Origin of the sequence: Haloarcula amylovorans (assembly GCF_004681185.1) — an archaeon.
Lineage (GTDB): Archaea > Halobacteriota > Halobacteria > Halobacteriales > Haloarculaceae > Haloarcula > Haloarcula amylovorans.
The window spans coordinates 269673-285908 of record NZ_SRIF01000001.1; the positions used below are offsets into that span (position 1 = coordinate 269673).

Below are 16236 nucleotides of genomic sequence, written 5' to 3' on the forward strand. Positions count from 1 at the left end.
TCCTCGGCGTCGACGCTGAAAAAGTCGTCAGTCGTCGTCCGCCGGGGTCGCTCGCTCGCCCTCCCAGTGTAGCGCGCCCTCGACGGCCAGTTTCTCCAGATGCGCCACGACCGTCGCCCGCGCGAGGTCGCGGACGCCGGTCAGGTCCTTCTCGTAGGCGGCGTCGAGTATCTCGTCGAGCATCGACGCCCCGTCGGCGACGGCCGTGCGGACCCGTCGCTCACGGTCGAGGCGGTGGTCGAGGAGCCGCGCACACGTCGTGCGCGTGTCCGCGATGGTCGGTCCGTGGCCGGGGTAGAGTCGAGGCGGGTCCCGCGCGTGGAGGCGGCGGAGCGAAGTCAGGTACGCTCGCATGTCGCCCTCGGGCGCGCCGACGACGACGCTCCCCTCGGCGACGGCCGTATCGCCGCTGACGACGCCCGCGGCCGTCTCGAAGCCGACGTGTTCGGGCGCGTGGCCGGGCAAGTCGAGGACGGTGACGCCGTCTCCCGCCGGAATCGTCGTTCCCCCGGCGAAGGTCCGGTCGGGCGCGACGCCGGCGGCTGCCTCGAAGCTGGCCGTACGACCGCGCCGCGCCCAGACCGTCGCGTCCGTCTCGTGGGCGTAGTGCGTCACCGCCCCGACGTGGTCGGGGTGATGGTGCGTGACGGCGATATGACCGACCGAGGCGTCGGCGACCGTGGCGTCCAACGCGTCGGTTCGGGTCGCGGGGTCTATCAGGAGCGCATCGGGTCCGTCACCGAGGTAGGCGGCCGTTCGCCCGGTCGGAGCGCGCGTCGCCACTTCGAGGTCCACCCGTGTCCACGGCATCGTCACACACGTTGAGTCGAACGGTGAAAACTCCGGCGAGCCGTCGCCGCGTTCAGGCGCTGAGGAAGTAGACCTGCTTGCGCGCGTCGGTGAAACTGTACCGGGATTCGACGAGTTCCGATTCCTCCAGCCTATTCAGCGCATAGCGGACGGTCCGGTCGGGCAGGAGCGAGGACTCCGCGAGCTGGCCCTGCGAGAGAGGCGCATCGTCTTCCAGTACCTTCGCGACGAGCTTCGCACTCGGCGGGAGTTCACGCAGGCGTTCGCGGAACTCTTCGTTCTCCGAGAAGGGCGTGAGGGTCACATCTTCGGTCGTAGTCGTGCTCATACTGGACGATGGTCCAAACCTATTGGTAAATCTTGGCTATATGTGTGACCAAACAACATCGATACTCTAGTGTGTATAAATACACCTTATATTCGCTCGACCCCCACCCTGTTCCCTCGCAGCCTCTTCACGTGTCGGAGGCGAGTGATGGGTGTTTCGGCCCGTCAGAGGTCCTTCACGACGCGAATCTCCGAATCGGTCACCGTCTCGACAGAGTCTGCAGGGACTTTGATGTCGTCCTCGTCGGCGTCGCCGTAGCCGAAGCTCTGGATCCACGCCTCGGCGAGACCGGGTTCCGGCTCGACGAACGCGACCTGTGCGTCGGCGTCGACTTCGGTGACGATGCCGATCTGTTCGCCTTCGATATCCATGAGGTACTTCCCTTCGTCCGCTGTGGAGAGGACTGTCATCTCGTCTGAACACGCGCGTTCCACCTTGAAATAAACTTGGGACCCGGCCACCGAGGCACCGTCGGACCGGGGCGTTCGGAACCTCGATTCCAGTATCGTTTTATCCCCCGGGCGGCGACGATTGTAGCGTGAAAGGGCAGGAGTGGTACCAGGCCGACACGGTGGCCGAAGAGTACGAGTCCAAACGCTTCTCCCGCGGCGGGCGACTCATCGACCGCCGGGAGAAGCAGGCGGTACTCGATGCCATCGGGCCGGTCGACGAGAAGAAGGTCCTCGAAGTCGCCTGCGGGACCGGCCGGTTTACCGTGATGCTCGCCGAACGCGGGGCCGATATCACCGGACTCGATATCTCCGGGCCGATGCTCCAGCAGGGGCGTGAGAAGGCTCGGGCCGCCGACGTCGCCGACCACGTCGAGTTCATGCGCGGCGACGCCGCGCGGCTTCCGTTCCCAGACAACCACTTCGACACCGTGTTGGCGATGCGGTTTTTCCACCTCGCGGATACGCCCGCCGCCTTCTTAGCGGAGATGCGCCGGGTCGCCAAGGAGCAGGTCTTCTTCGATACGTTCAACCGGTTCTCGACGCGCTCGCTGTACAACTGGGCGCTCCCGATGGGGTCCCGGCTCTACTCCCGGTGGGAGATCGACCGTCTGCTGGACGGCGCAGGGCTGGAACTCGCTAAGGAAGACCACGACTGGGTGCTCCCCTACGGCTTCTACCGGAAGATGCCCAACGAACTGGCCGCGTCCATCCGTTCGATCGATACGGCCATCGGCGGGACGCCGCTCGGCGATAAACTGGCCTCCGTCTCCTACTGGAACACGCACGTCTGAACTGTTTCGCCGCTGTCGGTCTCTCTCGCGGCCGCTCTTTCCTGCGAGTCGTTCACACTCTCGGAGCGGTCAGCCCGCGACTTTTAAGCGGTTCCGGTGTCCAACAGAGTGTTATGGAGCTATCGGTGGTGGTCCCGACCCTGAATGGCCGCGAGGAGCTGTCGGCCTGTCTGGACGCACTCGCCGAGGAAGTCCCCGACGCGGAGACCATCGTGGTCAACGGCCCGTCGGCCGACGGGACGACCGGGATGGTCCGGGACCGCGAAGACGTAGACGTCTTAGTCGAGATCGCCGACCGCTCGGTCAACGTCGCTCGCAACGCGGGACTGGACCGGGCGACCAGCGAACTGGTGGCGCTGGTGAGCCAAGGCCTCTCGGTCGAAGATGGCTGGGCGACGGCGGTTCGAGAGGGACTGGACACCGGCGATGTCGTCTCCGGACCGACTCACGAACAGCTGACCGCGGGGATGACAACCCAACCCGAGGAGTCGAAGACCATCGCCGGGCGCGACGTGACGTACTTCAACCCCGGCAACGTCGCCTTCCGGAAGTCGGTACTCGACGCGCTGGACGGCTTCGACGAGTATCTGGACATCGGCGGCTCTCGTGACGTGGCACACCGGCTCGCGGCACAGGACTTCGCGGTCGACTGGAACACTAGGATGTGCGTCAGCCGGAAGTTCGAGGCGGACGGCGGCATCCGCGAGACCGATTGGACGTGGAAATACCGCTCGCTGTCCTACCGGCTGATAAAGAACTACGGCGTGCGACCGACCGTCCTGCGCCGTCTCTCCAGTCACGCGAGTCGGGACTCCGTCGACGCGCTGAAAGACGTCGTCCGCGGCGAGACGGCCCCTTCGCAGTGGCTCGGGACGGGCCGAGACGTTCTCGGAGGCCTGGGTCTCGGGACCAAAGACGGGTTGCTCGCGCGCTACCGCGACCGAAGCCAGCGGCGCAACCCCAACGGTCGGTCGATACGAGCGGACCGCGCGGTGACCGTCTACGATTGGCGCTGACACCGATTCGGCGGGTCAGGGAGCGAGTCCTTCGACGACGCGGACGGGGTTGTTCGAGAACACCTTCTTCATCGCGTCCTCGGGAACGTCGAGCGTGAGCACCTCCATGACCGCGACGTTCGGGTGGGCGTGCGGTGCGCCGCTGCCGAAGAGGACGCGGTCGGGGTGTTCCATGATGGCTCGTTCGAGCGGCTCGCGGTAGCGGACGACACTCGTGTCCAGATAGAGGTCGTCGTGGGTTCCGAGGAGGTCGATGGCCTCGTTCATCAGGTCCACGCGGAGGGGGTGTGCGCCGAAATGAGAGAGGACGATGGGGAACTCGTAGCCGAGCAGTTCCCTCGCGACCGCCTCGGGCGGGAACGACTCGCCGCCGTGGACGAGGACGGGTAAGCCGACGTTCGCCAGCCGGGAGAGCACGTCCTCGTCAGGGATCCCGTCTTTCGGCGGGTGGAGTTTGAACCCGTAGAAGCGGTCGTCGTAAGCGTACTGCTCGACATCGTCGGGCGAGGTGTGGTCGTCGCCGCGCCGGTTTCTGAGGTTCCGAAGTTTCGACCCGGCTCCGCTGCCGGCGTCGCGTGCGCCGTTGACCCGAGCGAAAGCGACCAGCGGTCGACCGACGGACATCCGGGCGACGGCGTTGTTGGCCTTCAGATACGACCCCTCGCGCGAACTGGGATAGGCGACGGCGCGGACGACGCCCGCCTGATGCATCTCCCGTTCGAGTTGCTCTGGGTCGCCGAGTCCCGGGCGGGCCCGGCGTTGTTCGTCCGGTTCGATCCGGGCGTGGACGTCGACGATTCGGAACCCGTGTTCCAACTCCAGCATCTACGCCACAGTGAGCGCAACCCCGTATTAAATTATCGGGCCGTCCCGAGCGCGCCGAGACGCGAGTCACGACCCCCTATCGGAGTCACGTCCGTCGGTCGGGCCTCTCTCGGGCGGCCGTTCCGTTAGCAAGATTTATATAGAACCGCTTACGATGGATAAGGTGAGGTTACAGAACTATGTCATCTGGCCAGCGACGCATGGGCGGCCAGCCCCTCTTCATTCTCGACGAGGACGCCCAGCGCACACAAGGAAAGGACGCACAGTCGTCGAACATCTCTGCCGGGAAGGCCGTCAGCGAGTCTGTCCGTACCACGCTCGGTCCGCGTGGTATGGACAAGATGCTCGTCTCTGACGACGGCGACGTCGTCATCACGAACGACGGCGCGACCATTCTCTCGGAGATGGACATCGAACACCCGGCGGCCCAGATGATCGTCGAGGTCGCCCAGACCCAGGAGGACGAGGTCGGCGACGGAACCACGACCGCATCCGTCCTGGCCGGCGAGCTGCTCGCCAAAGCCGAGGACCTGCTCGACGACGACGTCCACCCGACGACTATCGTCGAGGGGTACCACACGGCCTCCCAGCTCGCACAGAAGTCCATCGAGGACTCCGGACTGGACGTAGACCTCTCCGACGAGACGCTCGTCGAGGTCGCCGAGTCCGCGATGACCGGGAAGGGAACCGGTGACGTGGACGCCGAGCGACTCGCCGAGGTCGTCGTCGAGGCCGTCCGTCACGCCCGAACCGACGACGGCGTGATTCGGGACAACATCGAGGTCCACACCCAGACCGGTGCGGCCACCTCCGCGACGGAACTGGTCGAGGGCGTCATCATCGACGACACGCCCGTTCACGACAACATGCCCACCTCGGTCGAAGATGCGTCCATCGCCGTCCTCGACGCCGAACTCGACGTCCGCGAGAGTAACGTCGATGCCGAGTACAACGTCACCAACGTCGATCAGCTCAACGCCGCGCTCGACGCCGAGGAGGAGGAACTCCAAGGCTACGCGCAGGCCGTTGCCGACTCCGGTGCCGACGTGGTGTTCGTGACCGAGGACATCGCTGACCGCGTCGCTTCTCAGCTCGCCAAGGCGGGCATCCTCGCCGTCGAGAGCGTCAGTTCCTCGACCGCGAAGGAAATCGTCGAGACGACCGGCGCGAAGCGCCTCGGCTCCGTCGAGGCGCTTTCGGAAGACGCGCTCGGCCACGCAGACCGCATCAACGTTCAGAAGCACGGTGACGACGAAGTCACCTTCATCCAGGGCGGCGAGGCCGCCGAGGCCGTCACCGTCTTCGCCCGCGGCTCGACCGACCACGTCGTCGACGAAATCGAGCGCGCGCTCAACGACGCGCTCGACGTCGTCGTTGCCGCACTCGACGCGGGCGGCGTCGTCCCCGGCGCCGGTGCGACCGAAATCGCCATCGCGGACCACATCCGCTCGAAGGCGGCGTCCATCGAGGGCCGCAAGCAACTCGCCGTCGAAGCGTTCGCCGACGCGGTCGACGTCCTGCCCCGCACGCTCGCAGAGAACACGGGACTGGACGCTATCGACGCGCTGGTCGACCTTCGCTCGGAACACGAGAACGAAGGCATCGCTGGCGTCATCAGCGAGGGCCAGACAGGCGTCGTCGGCGACCCCGTCGAGTACGGTATCCTCGATCCCGCCGCAGTCAAGCGCGAGGCCATCGACTCCGCGACGGAGGCGGCGACGATGATCGTCCGCATCGACGACGTGATTTCGTCGCAGTAAGGAATTCGCCCGACCGCGGGCGATTCGACCACCGCAATCGGTCGACAAACCCCGAGATGGGATTCGGTCATCGGTGAACGCGGGTCGCCGCCGTATGGTGGTGACACAAATGCAAGCGAACACCGACGATACGACCGAGTTAGACCGTCTCGAACCAACGGAAGTTCTCGAACTTTATTTGGCGGAACGTGAGACAGACTTGGCTGATAGAACCCGTCAGAGCCACCGCTACGTCATTGAACGATTCGTGGAGTGGTGCGACGAGAATGACGTAATCACAGTCGCGGAACTGGATGGGCGGGATATGCACGAGTTTCGCATCGACCGTCGAGACGAAGTGAATGGTAACACCCTTCGTTCTCAACTTGGTGTCCTTCGGCAGTATGTTCGATTTGCCGAGTCTATCGAAGCAGCCCCAAGGGGGCTTGCAGAGCGTATCCGTCTCCCTCAAGCAGAACGAAAGGCACGAGACGGGCGTCTTGACAAGGAAATGGCTGAGATTGTACTGAACCACCTTCGAAAGTTCAAATACGCCAGTCGAGATCACGCAGTGATTCGACTGCTGTGGGTATCGGCTATACGAGTTGGGACAGCACGGAGCTTCGACGTCGAAGACTTCGACAGAGAGGAACGAACCTTGGCTGTCCGTCATCGTCCCGAGTCAGATACCCCACTCAAGAACGGAGAACGGGCCGAGAGATTGCTTGCACTCGATGAACGTACCACGGAGACGATAGCAGATTACGTCGACCACGCACGCCCTGCGGCGTCTGATGGGTATGGTAGAAACCCACTGTTTGCATCTGACCAGGGGCGTCTCGGGGCTTCGACTATTCGACGTGCAGTGTACCGTTGGACTCGTCCATGCCAACGAGGTGACGGTTGCCCTCACGACCGAGACAAGGACGACTGTGATGCATATCGGACGGTAACACTGGCTTCACAGTGTCCGTCGACTCGGTCCCCTCACGAAGTCCGTCGTGGCTCTATCTCGCAGATGTTGAACGAACAGATACCCGTCAGAGCGATTTCTGATAGGGCGAACGTCTCCGATGACGTTCTTGACGAACACTATGATGCACGGTCAGAGGAAGAACAGACGGAGACTCGGCGGAGTTTCTTCGAATAGATCTACCGCGCACCACCTAACTATCCTATGCTGAATAAATTGAGACTATACCTAACAGTGTTGGTGGAAAGTGGTAAGGAGCTTCAGTTCTATTAGTAGGATGTGACGTGAGGAACGGAGGACTTCTGTTCTCCGACGTTTTGAACAAGCATGGAACCACCTTCCAGAGGGCTTCGGGAGATGGGTATATCACATTGTTAATGGTATAATCGCTGTCCTTGTTACGGGAATAGTACCATACACAGGGGTAGTACTCCCTATAGATTGGGTAGGATTTGTTCAAATCTTCCCATGTGGAAATATCAAGGGAAGGTCGGTTTTCGGGTTTTGCTCACGTCGATGGGATTGAGCAAGCAAACACCCTATCGAACAGGTTACGTCCGTAAATCACACAGAGGCGTTGACAGCGTCATGTAAGAATTTCAGTGGTAAGATGATGTATGTCCACTCGGAATGGATTGAATGGTATCCACGACCCGTACAAGCAGTATTTGAACAACTATAGCTATTACCTCAAGTCCAAAGAGAAGGTGATATTATCTGCGAAGAATAGTGCTGACTTTGGTTAGTCAACGAACGAGTCTCACAGGGTGGGGGACTGAATGGGACGGCGATGACTATGGGCTAACTGTGACAAAATCTATTCGACTACTGTGCGACAATCTGGTTCAACTGTGGGACGATCATCAGTTGGAGGGGACACCAAGCCGCCTGACACTTGTTTATAAGACTATTGTCCACACTGGTAAGTAGAGAGTAGATGATTGTAGAGTGGTTGACGCCCATTTATAAGGCCATGTGGCACACTGGTAAGTAAAGAAGACGTGGTAAGGGAGAGTCACCCTGTTCATGGTAATTCCCCTTGCTCTCGCTGACGACAGACCCTAAACGAATACCCCCTGAATTATACCAGTTCGAATTCGGTTTATAAGTCTCGGTGGGACACTTGTTAGTAAGGGTTGTGGCTCTGTCTTTAAAAGGGATAGTGCACACTAATTATACATAAGATGCTATAGGCTGTTAACATCCATTTATAAGGCTATTGTCGACACTGGTAAGTAGAGTGGTAGTGGCTTAAGCCGTCTTATAAGACTATTGTGCCCACTTGTTAGTAAGAGGAGTGCGGTCGCGTAGCAGTTGCACAGATTTCCAGACAGACGACACTGAGACGTATCTATGCCAGCAAGAACGAAACGAATCGCGGTAAGTGAGAGCGAGAAGGACCGACTGAAAGACGTAGCAGAGGACGTGTTTGGGGAATCAGACACGATTCCCTATGGTGTCACAGTCTCGTATCTGATCGACAGATACGAAGACAACAGCGGTGAGTCGAAGATCGAGAATCAGCCGACTGAATAATAGTTTTCAGACAAATGACTGAACGCAATACCACTATAGCACTGAACGAATCGGAGAAGGAACGCCTCGATAATGTAGCAGAGGACGTGTTTGGGGAGTCAGACACGATTCCCTACGGTTGCACCGTTTCCTATCTCCTTGACGCTCACGAAGCGTAGCACAGCTAATCAACCAGACTCACTGACGGAGTTGTGTGACCACTCATTGCATCGTTCGAAAAGGGATGAGTGGAAAGAGGAAGAGCGACGACGATGTACCAGCACCGTCTATTGTAGTTGTGGGGTTCCGTCTTTTTTAATTTGACGGGATTTTGCATCCCATGACTGCCTGTAGGCTCTTTCTCTGTATCAGATAGCTCCGTCGGACTATCTCAGTAAAATGTCCGACAACACCGATAGCGACAGCAGCAGCATCGAATACAATCACCAATTTACCACCATTGAAGCCATCGAAGCATACGATTGGAGTGACTTCGACAGGCGGCAAGCAGAACGCGGCCTGATCAAGCCATACACCGACCCGAAGATTCTCGCCTACTCCTACTGGATCGAGGAGTTGAGTCAGTCAGCAATCGGTCGCCGTTACGGGGTGACGGGACAGGCAGTCAGTTACCAGATGAACGAATTGGGAGTGCCAACGGAGGCTCACCCAAACCACTTCAATGCAACACTCACCTACGCTCACGAAGGCGCTAAAGGCGGAACCTACGACTGGATATGGAGTTGTTGTAACGGTGAGCGGTATGATACGTATGTGCATCGATTGACCGCTTGTGTCGAGAACGACCCCTACGAGGTATTTGCTGATAACACCCAAGTCCACCACGAAACGGGGCATCCACTCGATAACCGTCCCGATGCACTCGCACTGGTGAGCGACGGCGAACATAACCAACTCCATCACACAGACACGTCACAGTGGGTCATTGAGGGCGGCGAACCTCGTCTTCGAGTCGATACAGGTGAAGAAACATCCAGTGCTGTTCAAGAGTGGTGGAGAGGGGGTGACGAATCGAACGGTGATGACTATGGGCTAACTGTGAGACATTCAGATTCCACTCACAGTCGGGAATCATCATCGTCCGTGAGTCCATCGAACGACTCCAACGAGTCGCTTGATACGTCGTCCGATTCGCAGAGCGAATCCGCAACGTCGGCTACCAATGCCGACTGATGGAGGCTCTTTCCAGTCTGCTACTGAGCCACACGACCCACCACAATGTGACGATGACGCCCGACGGCGAACGCGGATTGCTCCATCGTCACACGATACGTCGGCTTTACCCGCGCCGTTAGTAGAGTGTGGCTGTAGTGAGTGTTCTCCTGCTGTGGACCCGTTAGCTGACGAGAGCGAGACGTGGCGGGATGCAGTGATGGCAGTCGATGTTTGTGACGACCCCCGACCGATGACCGTTGAGCGGGCAAGCAGGGCCTATTACGTCTACCAGAAATCCCTGGTTGACGCCCCTGATAAGACCAGTCGAGTCGAGTATCTACAGAACCAGCATGGCAATCTGATGGAGGCGGAGCGGGAGTTACTGTCTGAGTGGAGTAGTGAGGTGACGACAGCCTTGCTCTCACTCCGTCTCTCTCCGCTGGACTCTACGGCGGCACACGAGAAGGGTAGTAGTGAGGGTGGTGAATCAAGCGGCGATGACTATGGGCTAACTGTGACAAAATCTGAGTCCGATACTGACGAGACAGTCCGTCAATGGGTTCCGCCACTACAGTTAGATGAACGACTCCATGACCCGTGGCGAACAGTTCACCGACGTTTGGATTATCATCTTGATGGGTATGACTGGGAATACTGCTGGGTTGTTAGTCCAACAGACAGTGCAGCAACTCCTCATATGCACGTCTACTGTTGGATTCGTGACCCCGATGTCGAGATAACGTGTGACCATATTCGCCCCGCTGTTCAGTCCTTTGCAGAGAACGCTGTTGGTGCAGACCCCGAGAAACACACAGTACGAGCAGGGGTATCAGATGCAGGTGTCGTCGAGACTGACCCACCACAGTTGAACGTTGACGACGAGCAGGTATTGAACATCTATCACCACAATGACGATAGAGTCTTTCAGCCCAACACAGCGGGGTTCGCGTATCTCCTGCACCAACGCCCCGACTGGGTGATGCGACGGCTTGAGAACGACGAGAGTACGATAGACGACGAGCAGACGGCACTGGCGGGAGCAGCAATAGCGTGGGCAAGCTCGAAGAAATGGTATAATTCAAGCAGTGGTTTGGACACCTGACGTTCGGGCACGCAAGCGCAACCCCTGGCCTGCCAGTGCGGAAGACACCACAAACCAGCATTGCCCCGCTTCCGTCGGCCCGTTACCCCATTCCACGGCCAGTTGAACGGTGGGTTAGATAATTTCGTTATTTCACAACCACAATGAAGGATGAAGACAGCGACGAGATTGAACAGATTGACAGTGACGAGATACCCGACGACGCGACGGTCTTGCAGTGCGGTGCTGTGGTGACAGATGAGGGTACTATTGGCAGAATCGAACAGGAGGACGACTGATATGGCCCACAACCCCGAGACGGAAACCCCGAGTAGAGTCTTTGTCAATGGAAAGCGTATCCCAATGGGCGATCTCGACGTCTACGTTCGCAAAGAAGGTCCGTTGGACGTGACGAGATACGTAGAAGGTACGTTCGCTTCGCCGTACAAAGGTGAGGACTACGCAGGTTACTTCCAGGGCTTAGAGCCACAAAATCAGTCGAGTTACGATATTCTGCGTGTCGAACTGCGAGACGCTGTCACCGAGGAATACGATACTGTCTTTCACGGTTTCGTCACTGGCGTCGGAAACACGAACGGGAATCTTAGCGAATGGGAATTCAGAGCAAGAGGCCCTGGTATGACGCTGAATAACATTCCAGCCAGTCAGACGTTCACCAGTGCTTCTGTAGACGACGTGTTACGCTACGTTGAGCACACTGTGGATGATAAACTTCCCATCAACGTGGAGGCTGTCATTGGCGGGCAACCACTGCGGAATACGAGTGTGGAGGACGTTAGCGAGGGGATTATCGACCTCATTCCTATCCTTGGTTCTCCACTGCTCAAAGACGATGACGACGGCTACATCAACGACTTGCTCAGTAAGACTGTGTTCAAGGCCAATAAACACACTGTGGCCGACGTACTCTCGTGGATAGGCGATAGAACGGCGACACGTTTCTGGATGGAACCCGTCGAAGAAGGTACCGTACTCGTCGGAACCAAACAACCGACGGCCATAGGGTACGACGCCCACTACCTTGGTGGGGACATCGACGTGATCAACAACGATGCACTGGTCGAACTAACCCCAGTAAATACGCTCGTTGCCAACGGGAAGGCTGCTTCTTCTCTTGTCGCTGCTGGTGACTGGGAACTGAACATCCCCGACAACACCTACTGGTCGGTGAAAGCGCGACATGGTCCGTTGTACAAGCGAGCAGGAGAGACAGAGTACATCGGTGAACCCGAGTTTGCGTCGGGGGCAGAGTCGCTTCAAGAAGTTAAGAACGAGGCAAAGTCCCTGTTGAAGCAAAACATCGACCAATCTACCAGTGGAGATATTCAGACTCGACTGGCTGCCCCTGTGAAGCCGTTCGACACGTTGGACGCGCTACCGACGTGTGACGAGGAAATAGCCACGAACCAGAACCCGATTACCTATGAGATACAACGAGTCCACCACAAAGTTAGAGCAGGAAACAACCCCGAGAATGAGAGGACACACACCGAGTTGAACGTCGGCCTGCACGCCGCTATGGACGAAATCGAAGTAATCGAGAAATCCAAGAAGTCGGTGTAGGCCGTTAATATCTGTCCTATATCACAGAAAAATTTTAGAATGGCGGTTCGGGGTTCTGGATTTTGTCGCTCACATACTTTCGACGGTGGGGTAACACGTCGGGCCGTTATTTCTACCACGCCGACAGGCATTGGATGGTATCTTGCCCTAAGGAATCTCGATAATGTATTGACTGAATTACCGTTCGAAGTGAACGTCACTTTCTTTGTGCACGATAGACGAATCAGTGTCATGCTGACGTCCTTGCAGTATCAGGTGTCTTTGATTGCCGATACGATACAAATAGGGGTGATCCAAGGAGCTATTGGTCCCGAAGAAGCAACGGTTTTGAAAGAACAACTCAAAGAAGTCGGTTCACTGAGTGAAGCCCACAAGTTGTGGGCTGAGATCGAGCAAGAATACGACATACTCGAATCTGAGATGTGGGCTGACGATTGAGGCAGGATGATTCTGTCGGGGGCCAGTGACCCTACCTTGCCGACAGGCACGGTAGCGTTTCCATGCCCCCACAGATTACTCCCACGTCGGTTTCTATACGCTTGCTCGGTGTAGAAGGCCTATCTATCATGGAAATGTTTCGAGTGCATGAGTTGCCGTTTTACGACCATTCTGCTGACCGCAGAAGACGATGATGTTACTGTGCGGTCCCCACTATTGACTGGATAATTTGGTGTCCAGTCCGTCGAGGGGGATACCCTCACGGGGTTACTACCAATCCCCTTACGTATCTAATTGTGACACCCCCATCCCCGCATAGGGGAGTGTGGGGCTGTTTAATGAAGGAATATTCTTTTATAGCATCTACTTCAACCCATATGTATCATATTCTAAGAAGGAATTAAGTGGTAAGTACTTGATTATCAGAGTACACTCACTGGCGTGTTGCGTTCGTAGAAAGACGCCGTGTTAGGGCACGACGCCAGTGGGTTGGTACAAACCCATGTCACAATACGACACCAGCCGACTTGAATGGTCGGCAAAGAGCGAATGGACCGACGAAGAACCGAGCAACATTGAGTTTAGTACCCTCAAGGCGGCGCACGATGGTGCGAAACTGCGGGAGATACTGAACAATGCCCGTGCCCTGTCACCTGACAGCGACTGTGTGAACGACCACACGGGCACGCTAATGGACTTGTCGTCACCCCTGCTGAGTGAGCTACTGGGTCGTTCGAGAATCCAACGAACGATACAGGCTACCGATAGCATCGACGTTCACTGCCAGTTCTCGGGTATCTCGTTCACTCAAGGTGAGGGGTATCTCGACTTCGAGATACAGGCCGCTGCCGTCACTTACGAGATCGAGTCACTGACGGTGAATGCTCACCTGTACGAGAAACCCGACGACTGTGAGTGCAACGGGCTACCAGAAGCATTCCCGTGTGCTGAGTGTTACATCAAACGCGGGGTTGACTTCGAAGAGGAATAGGACAGCAAAATTTTCAGAAGAAAGAACATTTATTGGTTAGTGTTCTTAGCCAGGTGTATGTCTCAAAGTAGCCCGTTTCTTGGATTTTCCTTGAGAGATACCTTGACCAGATTAATCCCAGGGCTACTATTCATCTCTCCAGTAGTCGTAGGCATTGCGACGTTCACACCAGAACTACTACCAGATGGCTCTCTTCTCTACATTCTATTGGGGTTATCAGCATATCTCGTCGGTGAGTTTATCGATCAATTCCGTTCTGGAATGTTTCGAGCACCAATGAGTTTTCGATACTTCATATACCGAGAAACCGACCAACTGGAGAAGATGCCACGCTGGTATGAAATTTTGATTAAAATCCAAGAGAAACTCCCGAGTCAGATCAATTTTTACGAAGATAGGGCGGAAGGTCGGCGGCTTACCAATAACTTGGAATTGGACTTCCGTGAGGATATGGAATCCGAGCTTCGCATCGATTTTGTCGATAATCGGCCAAGGGAGATATACGATCTCCTCCTCATCTACTTGGATGACTACCTCACACCGCGCCTTAGAAGACTACAATCGGTTTCGATTTTTGCCACTAACCTTCGACTTGCAGCAGGGGGTTCTCTATTTGTCTCCACCCTATATGCCTTATCTAACTGGAACGACCCGTTTTTCTTCTCGGTATGGGCGGTTTCCATTCTCGTCGGGTTCTTAGTCATAATCTTTTGGTCTTTTTTAACAATGACGCACTACCAGTATAACGAATTATTGCTCAAGGAATACTATATGAAGCGGCTTGAAGATAAGAGAGATTGAAACCTAACCCCCCATCTCTTTCCCGAGATTGCGGGGGTGTGCGTCGCGTGCGCGGTCGTAAATGAGGGGGTCGGCGACAGCCTACCCGACGAGTGAATGGCCCGCACCGACGCGCTCATACTACTTTCCGATATGGTGGACTTCTACTACTACAGGTCTTTCTCAAGATCTATTGGGCTGTACCTGTTGTCGATATCAGAAAGACGCTGGTCCAATCGAGATATATCGCCGATAGATGTGCGCCAGACTTCCGTGCTGTTGATTCCGAAGTAAGGTGAGATTCTGACACCGACTTGTCGAGCCAGTGCAGGGAAGATTTCGTTCATGAACTGCCTGAACCACTGGAACTCGTAGTCATCCATCATACCAGTGCTCATCCATTCAATTGACGTGGCAGTCGCGTCTTCATGCTTGGCGTCGTGGCACTGGCGACAGAGAGTATGGAGGTTTGAGATTCGCTCTGACCCTCCCGCACCTCGGGAGACGATATGATCGATGTCGAGGGATTCTGCTAACGCCTGTGGCTTCCCACAGTTGGTGCATTTATGCCCGTCCCGTTTCAGCACGATATCTCTTGCTTCACTAAACTCTGTTAGCCGATACTGGTTGTTTTCGCCCTCTGTGTCGTTACTTTGGTCCGACTCATTATCGCGTTTGTAGTTCTCCGTTGACATGGATGTCTCTCTATGCCATCTACCTTCCCGACCGAAGAACTCAGGTTGCCAAGTACCGTATTGGCAGATGCCTTCGGTCGTGAGCACCGCGATGGCCGAGGGTGCTTTCAGTTGTGCACCACCGTTGCCTGGAAGCTTCGTGGTGCACATCTTTGCCGACTGTACCGCCGACAGACAGGTATTCATACCCCGAAATATTAAGTGTAACGGCGTTACAATATGTGTTATGGCTTGGCCTGATGATGATGAAACGGACTACGGCACGGGAATTTTGACGAAAAGCCAGAGAGACTATCTCTTGGGAAATTCAGATATTGAGTCTGGTTCAGCACACGAAAGAACAGTTCGCTCCAGAATCAGAGAGCGATTGAGCAGTTCTCTGAGAGATATGAATATGATATATGCTTGTGCCCAACGGCGAGATCTCAAGAAAATAACTGAAGAAGAAGATTTTGAGACTCACGATATTCAGATTGCTTTTCAGTTGTATATTGAGATATTAGTCGCAAATTTCGGCGGTTCTTTAGAATCAATCGAAGAAAATGTATTTACAGATGAGATTGAAAGGATTCTGAATGGTGCTCTCAGTACGGTGTACATAAACAGAGGTTGGAAAGTAGACGATGGTGACGTCTCGATTAACTTTTCTACAGAAAGCCCTCCTGAGGAGACTGATGATTTAGAGGCACTCACGGATGATGAACTGATTCAAGCCTTCACTATGGGTGCAGTCAATCGTGAAGACTTCTTTGACGAGTTTTCCGACAGAGAAGACCTCGGTTCCGACGAATAGAAGACTACTATTCTCTACCGCTCTATCCCGCTATAGATATTGTCAACCAAAGTACTAAGTTTCCTGATTCTGTGATTCCAATCACCATACGCAAACGGCCCGACATCACCAGTGACTGAATCCTATGATGGCCCCGTCGAGTACGGAATCATAGACACCCAGTGGTTCCGCAAGACGGAAGCACGGTTGAGTCGATTTGTCGTTTGAATCGGCGAACTCGCCGCAGTCAAGCGCGAGGCCATCGACTCC

General features: G+C 56.2%; 19 protein-coding genes. 14 read left to right on the top strand and 5 right to left on the bottom strand.

The features are described from left to right. Positions 1–27: 27 nt before the first annotated feature. From E4S61_RS01330 to E4S61_RS01340, 3 genes are all read right to left on the bottom strand, one after another. Positions 28–810: an MBL fold metallo-hydrolase gene (locus tag E4S61_RS01330; protein ID WP_135302105.1), complete on the bottom strand. Its 783-nt coding sequence runs from the start codon at positions 808–810 to the stop codon at positions 28–30. 52 nt (positions 811–862) lie between these two features. Continuing rightward, complete coding sequence (locus tag E4S61_RS01335; RefSeq protein ID WP_135302106.1) at positions 863–1138, bottom strand: MarR family transcriptional regulator; 276 nt, start codon at positions 1136–1138, stop codon at positions 863–865. Positions 1139–1302: 164 nt separating this feature from the next. Beyond that, positions 1303–1548, bottom strand: coding sequence for a hypothetical protein (locus E4S61_RS01340; RefSeq protein WP_135302107.1), 246 nt, complete (start codon positions 1546–1548; stop codon positions 1303–1305). Positions 1549–1676: 128 nt separating this feature from the next. Between E4S61_RS01340 and E4S61_RS01345 the strand changes: the two genes are divergently transcribed. Both E4S61_RS01345 and E4S61_RS01350 read left to right on the top strand, forming a co-directional pair. Next, positions 1677–2381: a class I SAM-dependent methyltransferase gene (locus tag E4S61_RS01345; protein WP_135302108.1), complete on the top strand. Its 705-nt coding sequence runs from the start codon at positions 1677–1679 to the stop codon at positions 2379–2381. 113 nt (positions 2382–2494) lie between these two features. After that, positions 2495–3397 carry a glycosyltransferase family 2 protein gene (locus E4S61_RS01350; RefSeq protein ID WP_135302109.1) on the top strand — a complete coding sequence of 301 codons (903 nt, stop codon included), beginning with the start codon at positions 2495–2497 and terminating at the stop codon, positions 3395–3397. A gap of 15 nt (positions 3398–3412) precedes the next feature. On the opposite strand, the gene E4S61_RS01355 is transcribed toward E4S61_RS01350, so the two are convergent. Continuing rightward, positions 3413–4222 (bottom strand): amidohydrolase family protein, encoded by an 810-nt coding sequence (locus E4S61_RS01355; RefSeq protein ID WP_135302110.1) that lies wholly within the window; start codon positions 4220–4222, stop codon positions 3413–3415. A 200-nt stretch (positions 4223–4422) separates the two neighbouring features. On the opposite strand from E4S61_RS01355, the gene thsA reads away from it, so the two are divergent. The 11 genes from thsA to E4S61_RS01400 all read left to right on the top strand — a co-directional run bounded on the left by thsA (position 4423) and on the right by E4S61_RS01400 (position 14520). Beyond that, on the top strand, positions 4423–5982 hold the full coding sequence (gene thsA / locus E4S61_RS01360; protein ID WP_135303251.1) for a thermosome subunit alpha: 1560 nt from the start codon (positions 4423–4425) through the stop codon (positions 5980–5982). 490 nt (positions 5983–6472) lie between these two features. Beyond that, positions 6473–7111: a tyrosine-type recombinase/integrase gene (locus E4S61_RS26635; protein WP_394346437.1), complete on the top strand. Its 639-nt coding sequence runs from the start codon at positions 6473–6475 to the stop codon at positions 7109–7111. 1176 nt (positions 7112–8287) lie between these two features. Continuing rightward, positions 8288–8470: a hypothetical protein gene (locus tag E4S61_RS01370; protein WP_135302112.1), complete on the top strand. Its 183-nt coding sequence runs from the start codon at positions 8288–8290 to the stop codon at positions 8468–8470. 14 nt (positions 8471–8484) lie between these two features. Next, positions 8485–8628, top strand: coding sequence for a hypothetical protein (locus tag E4S61_RS25140; protein ID WP_167768380.1), 144 nt, complete (start codon positions 8485–8487; stop codon positions 8626–8628). Between the two features lie 220 nt (positions 8629–8848). Beyond that, complete coding sequence (locus E4S61_RS01375; protein ID WP_135302113.1) at positions 8849–9643, top strand: hypothetical protein; 795 nt, start codon at positions 8849–8851, stop codon at positions 9641–9643. 199 nt (positions 9644–9842) lie between these two features. Further along, positions 9843–10727: a hypothetical protein gene (locus E4S61_RS01380; RefSeq protein ID WP_167768381.1), complete on the top strand. Its 885-nt coding sequence runs from the start codon at positions 9843–9845 to the stop codon at positions 10725–10727. Between the two features lie 143 nt (positions 10728–10870). After that, on the top strand, positions 10871–11005 hold the full coding sequence (locus E4S61_RS26450) for a hypothetical protein (RefSeq protein ID WP_280663072.1): 135 nt from the start codon (positions 10871–10873) through the stop codon (positions 11003–11005). Between the two features lies 1 nt (position 11006). After that, positions 11007–12290: a hypothetical protein gene (locus E4S61_RS01385; protein WP_135302115.1), complete on the top strand. Its 1284-nt coding sequence runs from the start codon at positions 11007–11009 to the stop codon at positions 12288–12290. A 39-nt stretch (positions 12291–12329) separates the two neighbouring features. Continuing rightward, positions 12330–12728, top strand: coding sequence for a hypothetical protein (locus E4S61_RS01390; RefSeq protein ID WP_135302116.1), 399 nt, complete (start codon positions 12330–12332; stop codon positions 12726–12728). 502 nt (positions 12729–13230) lie between these two features. Further along, positions 13231–13719 carry a hypothetical protein gene (locus E4S61_RS25815; RefSeq protein ID WP_135302117.1) on the top strand — a complete coding sequence of 163 codons (489 nt, stop codon included), beginning with the start codon at positions 13231–13233 and terminating at the stop codon, positions 13717–13719. Positions 13720–13776: 57 nt separating this feature from the next. Further along, positions 13777–14520, top strand: a complete 744-nt coding sequence (locus E4S61_RS01400) for a hypothetical protein (RefSeq protein WP_135302118.1) — start codon at positions 13777–13779, stop codon at positions 14518–14520. Between the two features lie 149 nt (positions 14521–14669). Here the strand turns inward: E4S61_RS01400 and E4S61_RS01405 are convergent, their stop codons facing one another. Continuing rightward, positions 14670–15380 carry an HNH endonuclease gene (locus tag E4S61_RS01405; RefSeq protein WP_209309429.1) on the bottom strand — a complete coding sequence of 237 codons (711 nt, stop codon included), beginning with the start codon at positions 15378–15380 and terminating at the stop codon, positions 14670–14672. Positions 15381–15420: 40 nt separating this feature from the next. On the opposite strand from E4S61_RS01405, the gene E4S61_RS01410 reads away from it, so the two are divergent. Next, entirely contained in the window at positions 15421–15987 is a 567-nt protein-coding gene (locus tag E4S61_RS01410; RefSeq protein WP_135302119.1) for a hypothetical protein, read from the top strand. Positions 15988–16236 lie beyond the last annotated feature (249 nt).

Coding starts and splice junctions, on each gene's coding strand:
- E4S61_RS01330 (WP_135302105.1), bottom strand. CDS start 810: ATGCCGTGGACACGGGTGGACCTCGAAGTGGCGACGCGCGCTCCGACC.
- E4S61_RS01335 (WP_135302106.1), bottom strand. CDS start 1,138: ATGAGCACGACTACGACCGAAGATGTGACCCTCACGCCCTTCTCGGAG.
- E4S61_RS01340 (WP_135302107.1), bottom strand. CDS start 1,548: ATGACAGTCCTCTCCACAGCGGACGAAGGGAAGTACCTCATGGATATC.
- E4S61_RS01350 (WP_135302109.1), top strand. CDS start 2,495: ATGGAGCTATCGGTGGTGGTCCCGACCCTGAATGGCCGCGAGGAGCTG.
- E4S61_RS01355 (WP_135302110.1), bottom strand. CDS start 4,222: ATGCTGGAGTTGGAACACGGGTTCCGAATCGTCGACGTCCACGCCCGG.
- thsA (WP_135303251.1), top strand. CDS start 4,423: ATGGGCGGCCAGCCCCTCTTCATTCTCGACGAGGACGCCCAGCGCACA.
- E4S61_RS26635 (WP_394346437.1), top strand. CDS start 6,473: ATGGCTGAGATTGTACTGAACCACCTTCGAAAGTTCAAATACGCCAGT.
- E4S61_RS01370 (WP_135302112.1), top strand. CDS start 8,288: ATGCCAGCAAGAACGAAACGAATCGCGGTAAGTGAGAGCGAGAAGGAC.
- E4S61_RS25140 (WP_167768380.1), top strand. CDS start 8,485: ATGACTGAACGCAATACCACTATAGCACTGAACGAATCGGAGAAGGAA.
- E4S61_RS01375 (WP_135302113.1), top strand. CDS start 8,849: ATGTCCGACAACACCGATAGCGACAGCAGCAGCATCGAATACAATCAC.
- E4S61_RS01380 (WP_167768381.1), top strand. CDS start 9,843: ATGGCAGTCGATGTTTGTGACGACCCCCGACCGATGACCGTTGAGCGG.
- E4S61_RS26450 (WP_280663072.1), top strand. CDS start 10,871: ATGAAGGATGAAGACAGCGACGAGATTGAACAGATTGACAGTGACGAG.
- E4S61_RS01385 (WP_135302115.1), top strand. CDS start 11,007: ATGGCCCACAACCCCGAGACGGAAACCCCGAGTAGAGTCTTTGTCAAT.
- E4S61_RS01390 (WP_135302116.1), top strand. CDS start 12,330: ATGGCGGTTCGGGGTTCTGGATTTTGTCGCTCACATACTTTCGACGGT.
- E4S61_RS25815 (WP_135302117.1), top strand. CDS start 13,231: ATGTCACAATACGACACCAGCCGACTTGAATGGTCGGCAAAGAGCGAA.
- E4S61_RS01400 (WP_135302118.1), top strand. CDS start 13,777: ATGTCTCAAAGTAGCCCGTTTCTTGGATTTTCCTTGAGAGATACCTTG.
- E4S61_RS01405 (WP_209309429.1), bottom strand. CDS start 15,380: ATGAATACCTGTCTGTCGGCGGTACAGTCGGCAAAGATGTGCACCACG.
- E4S61_RS01410 (WP_135302119.1), top strand. CDS start 15,421: ATGGCTTGGCCTGATGATGATGAAACGGACTACGGCACGGGAATTTTG.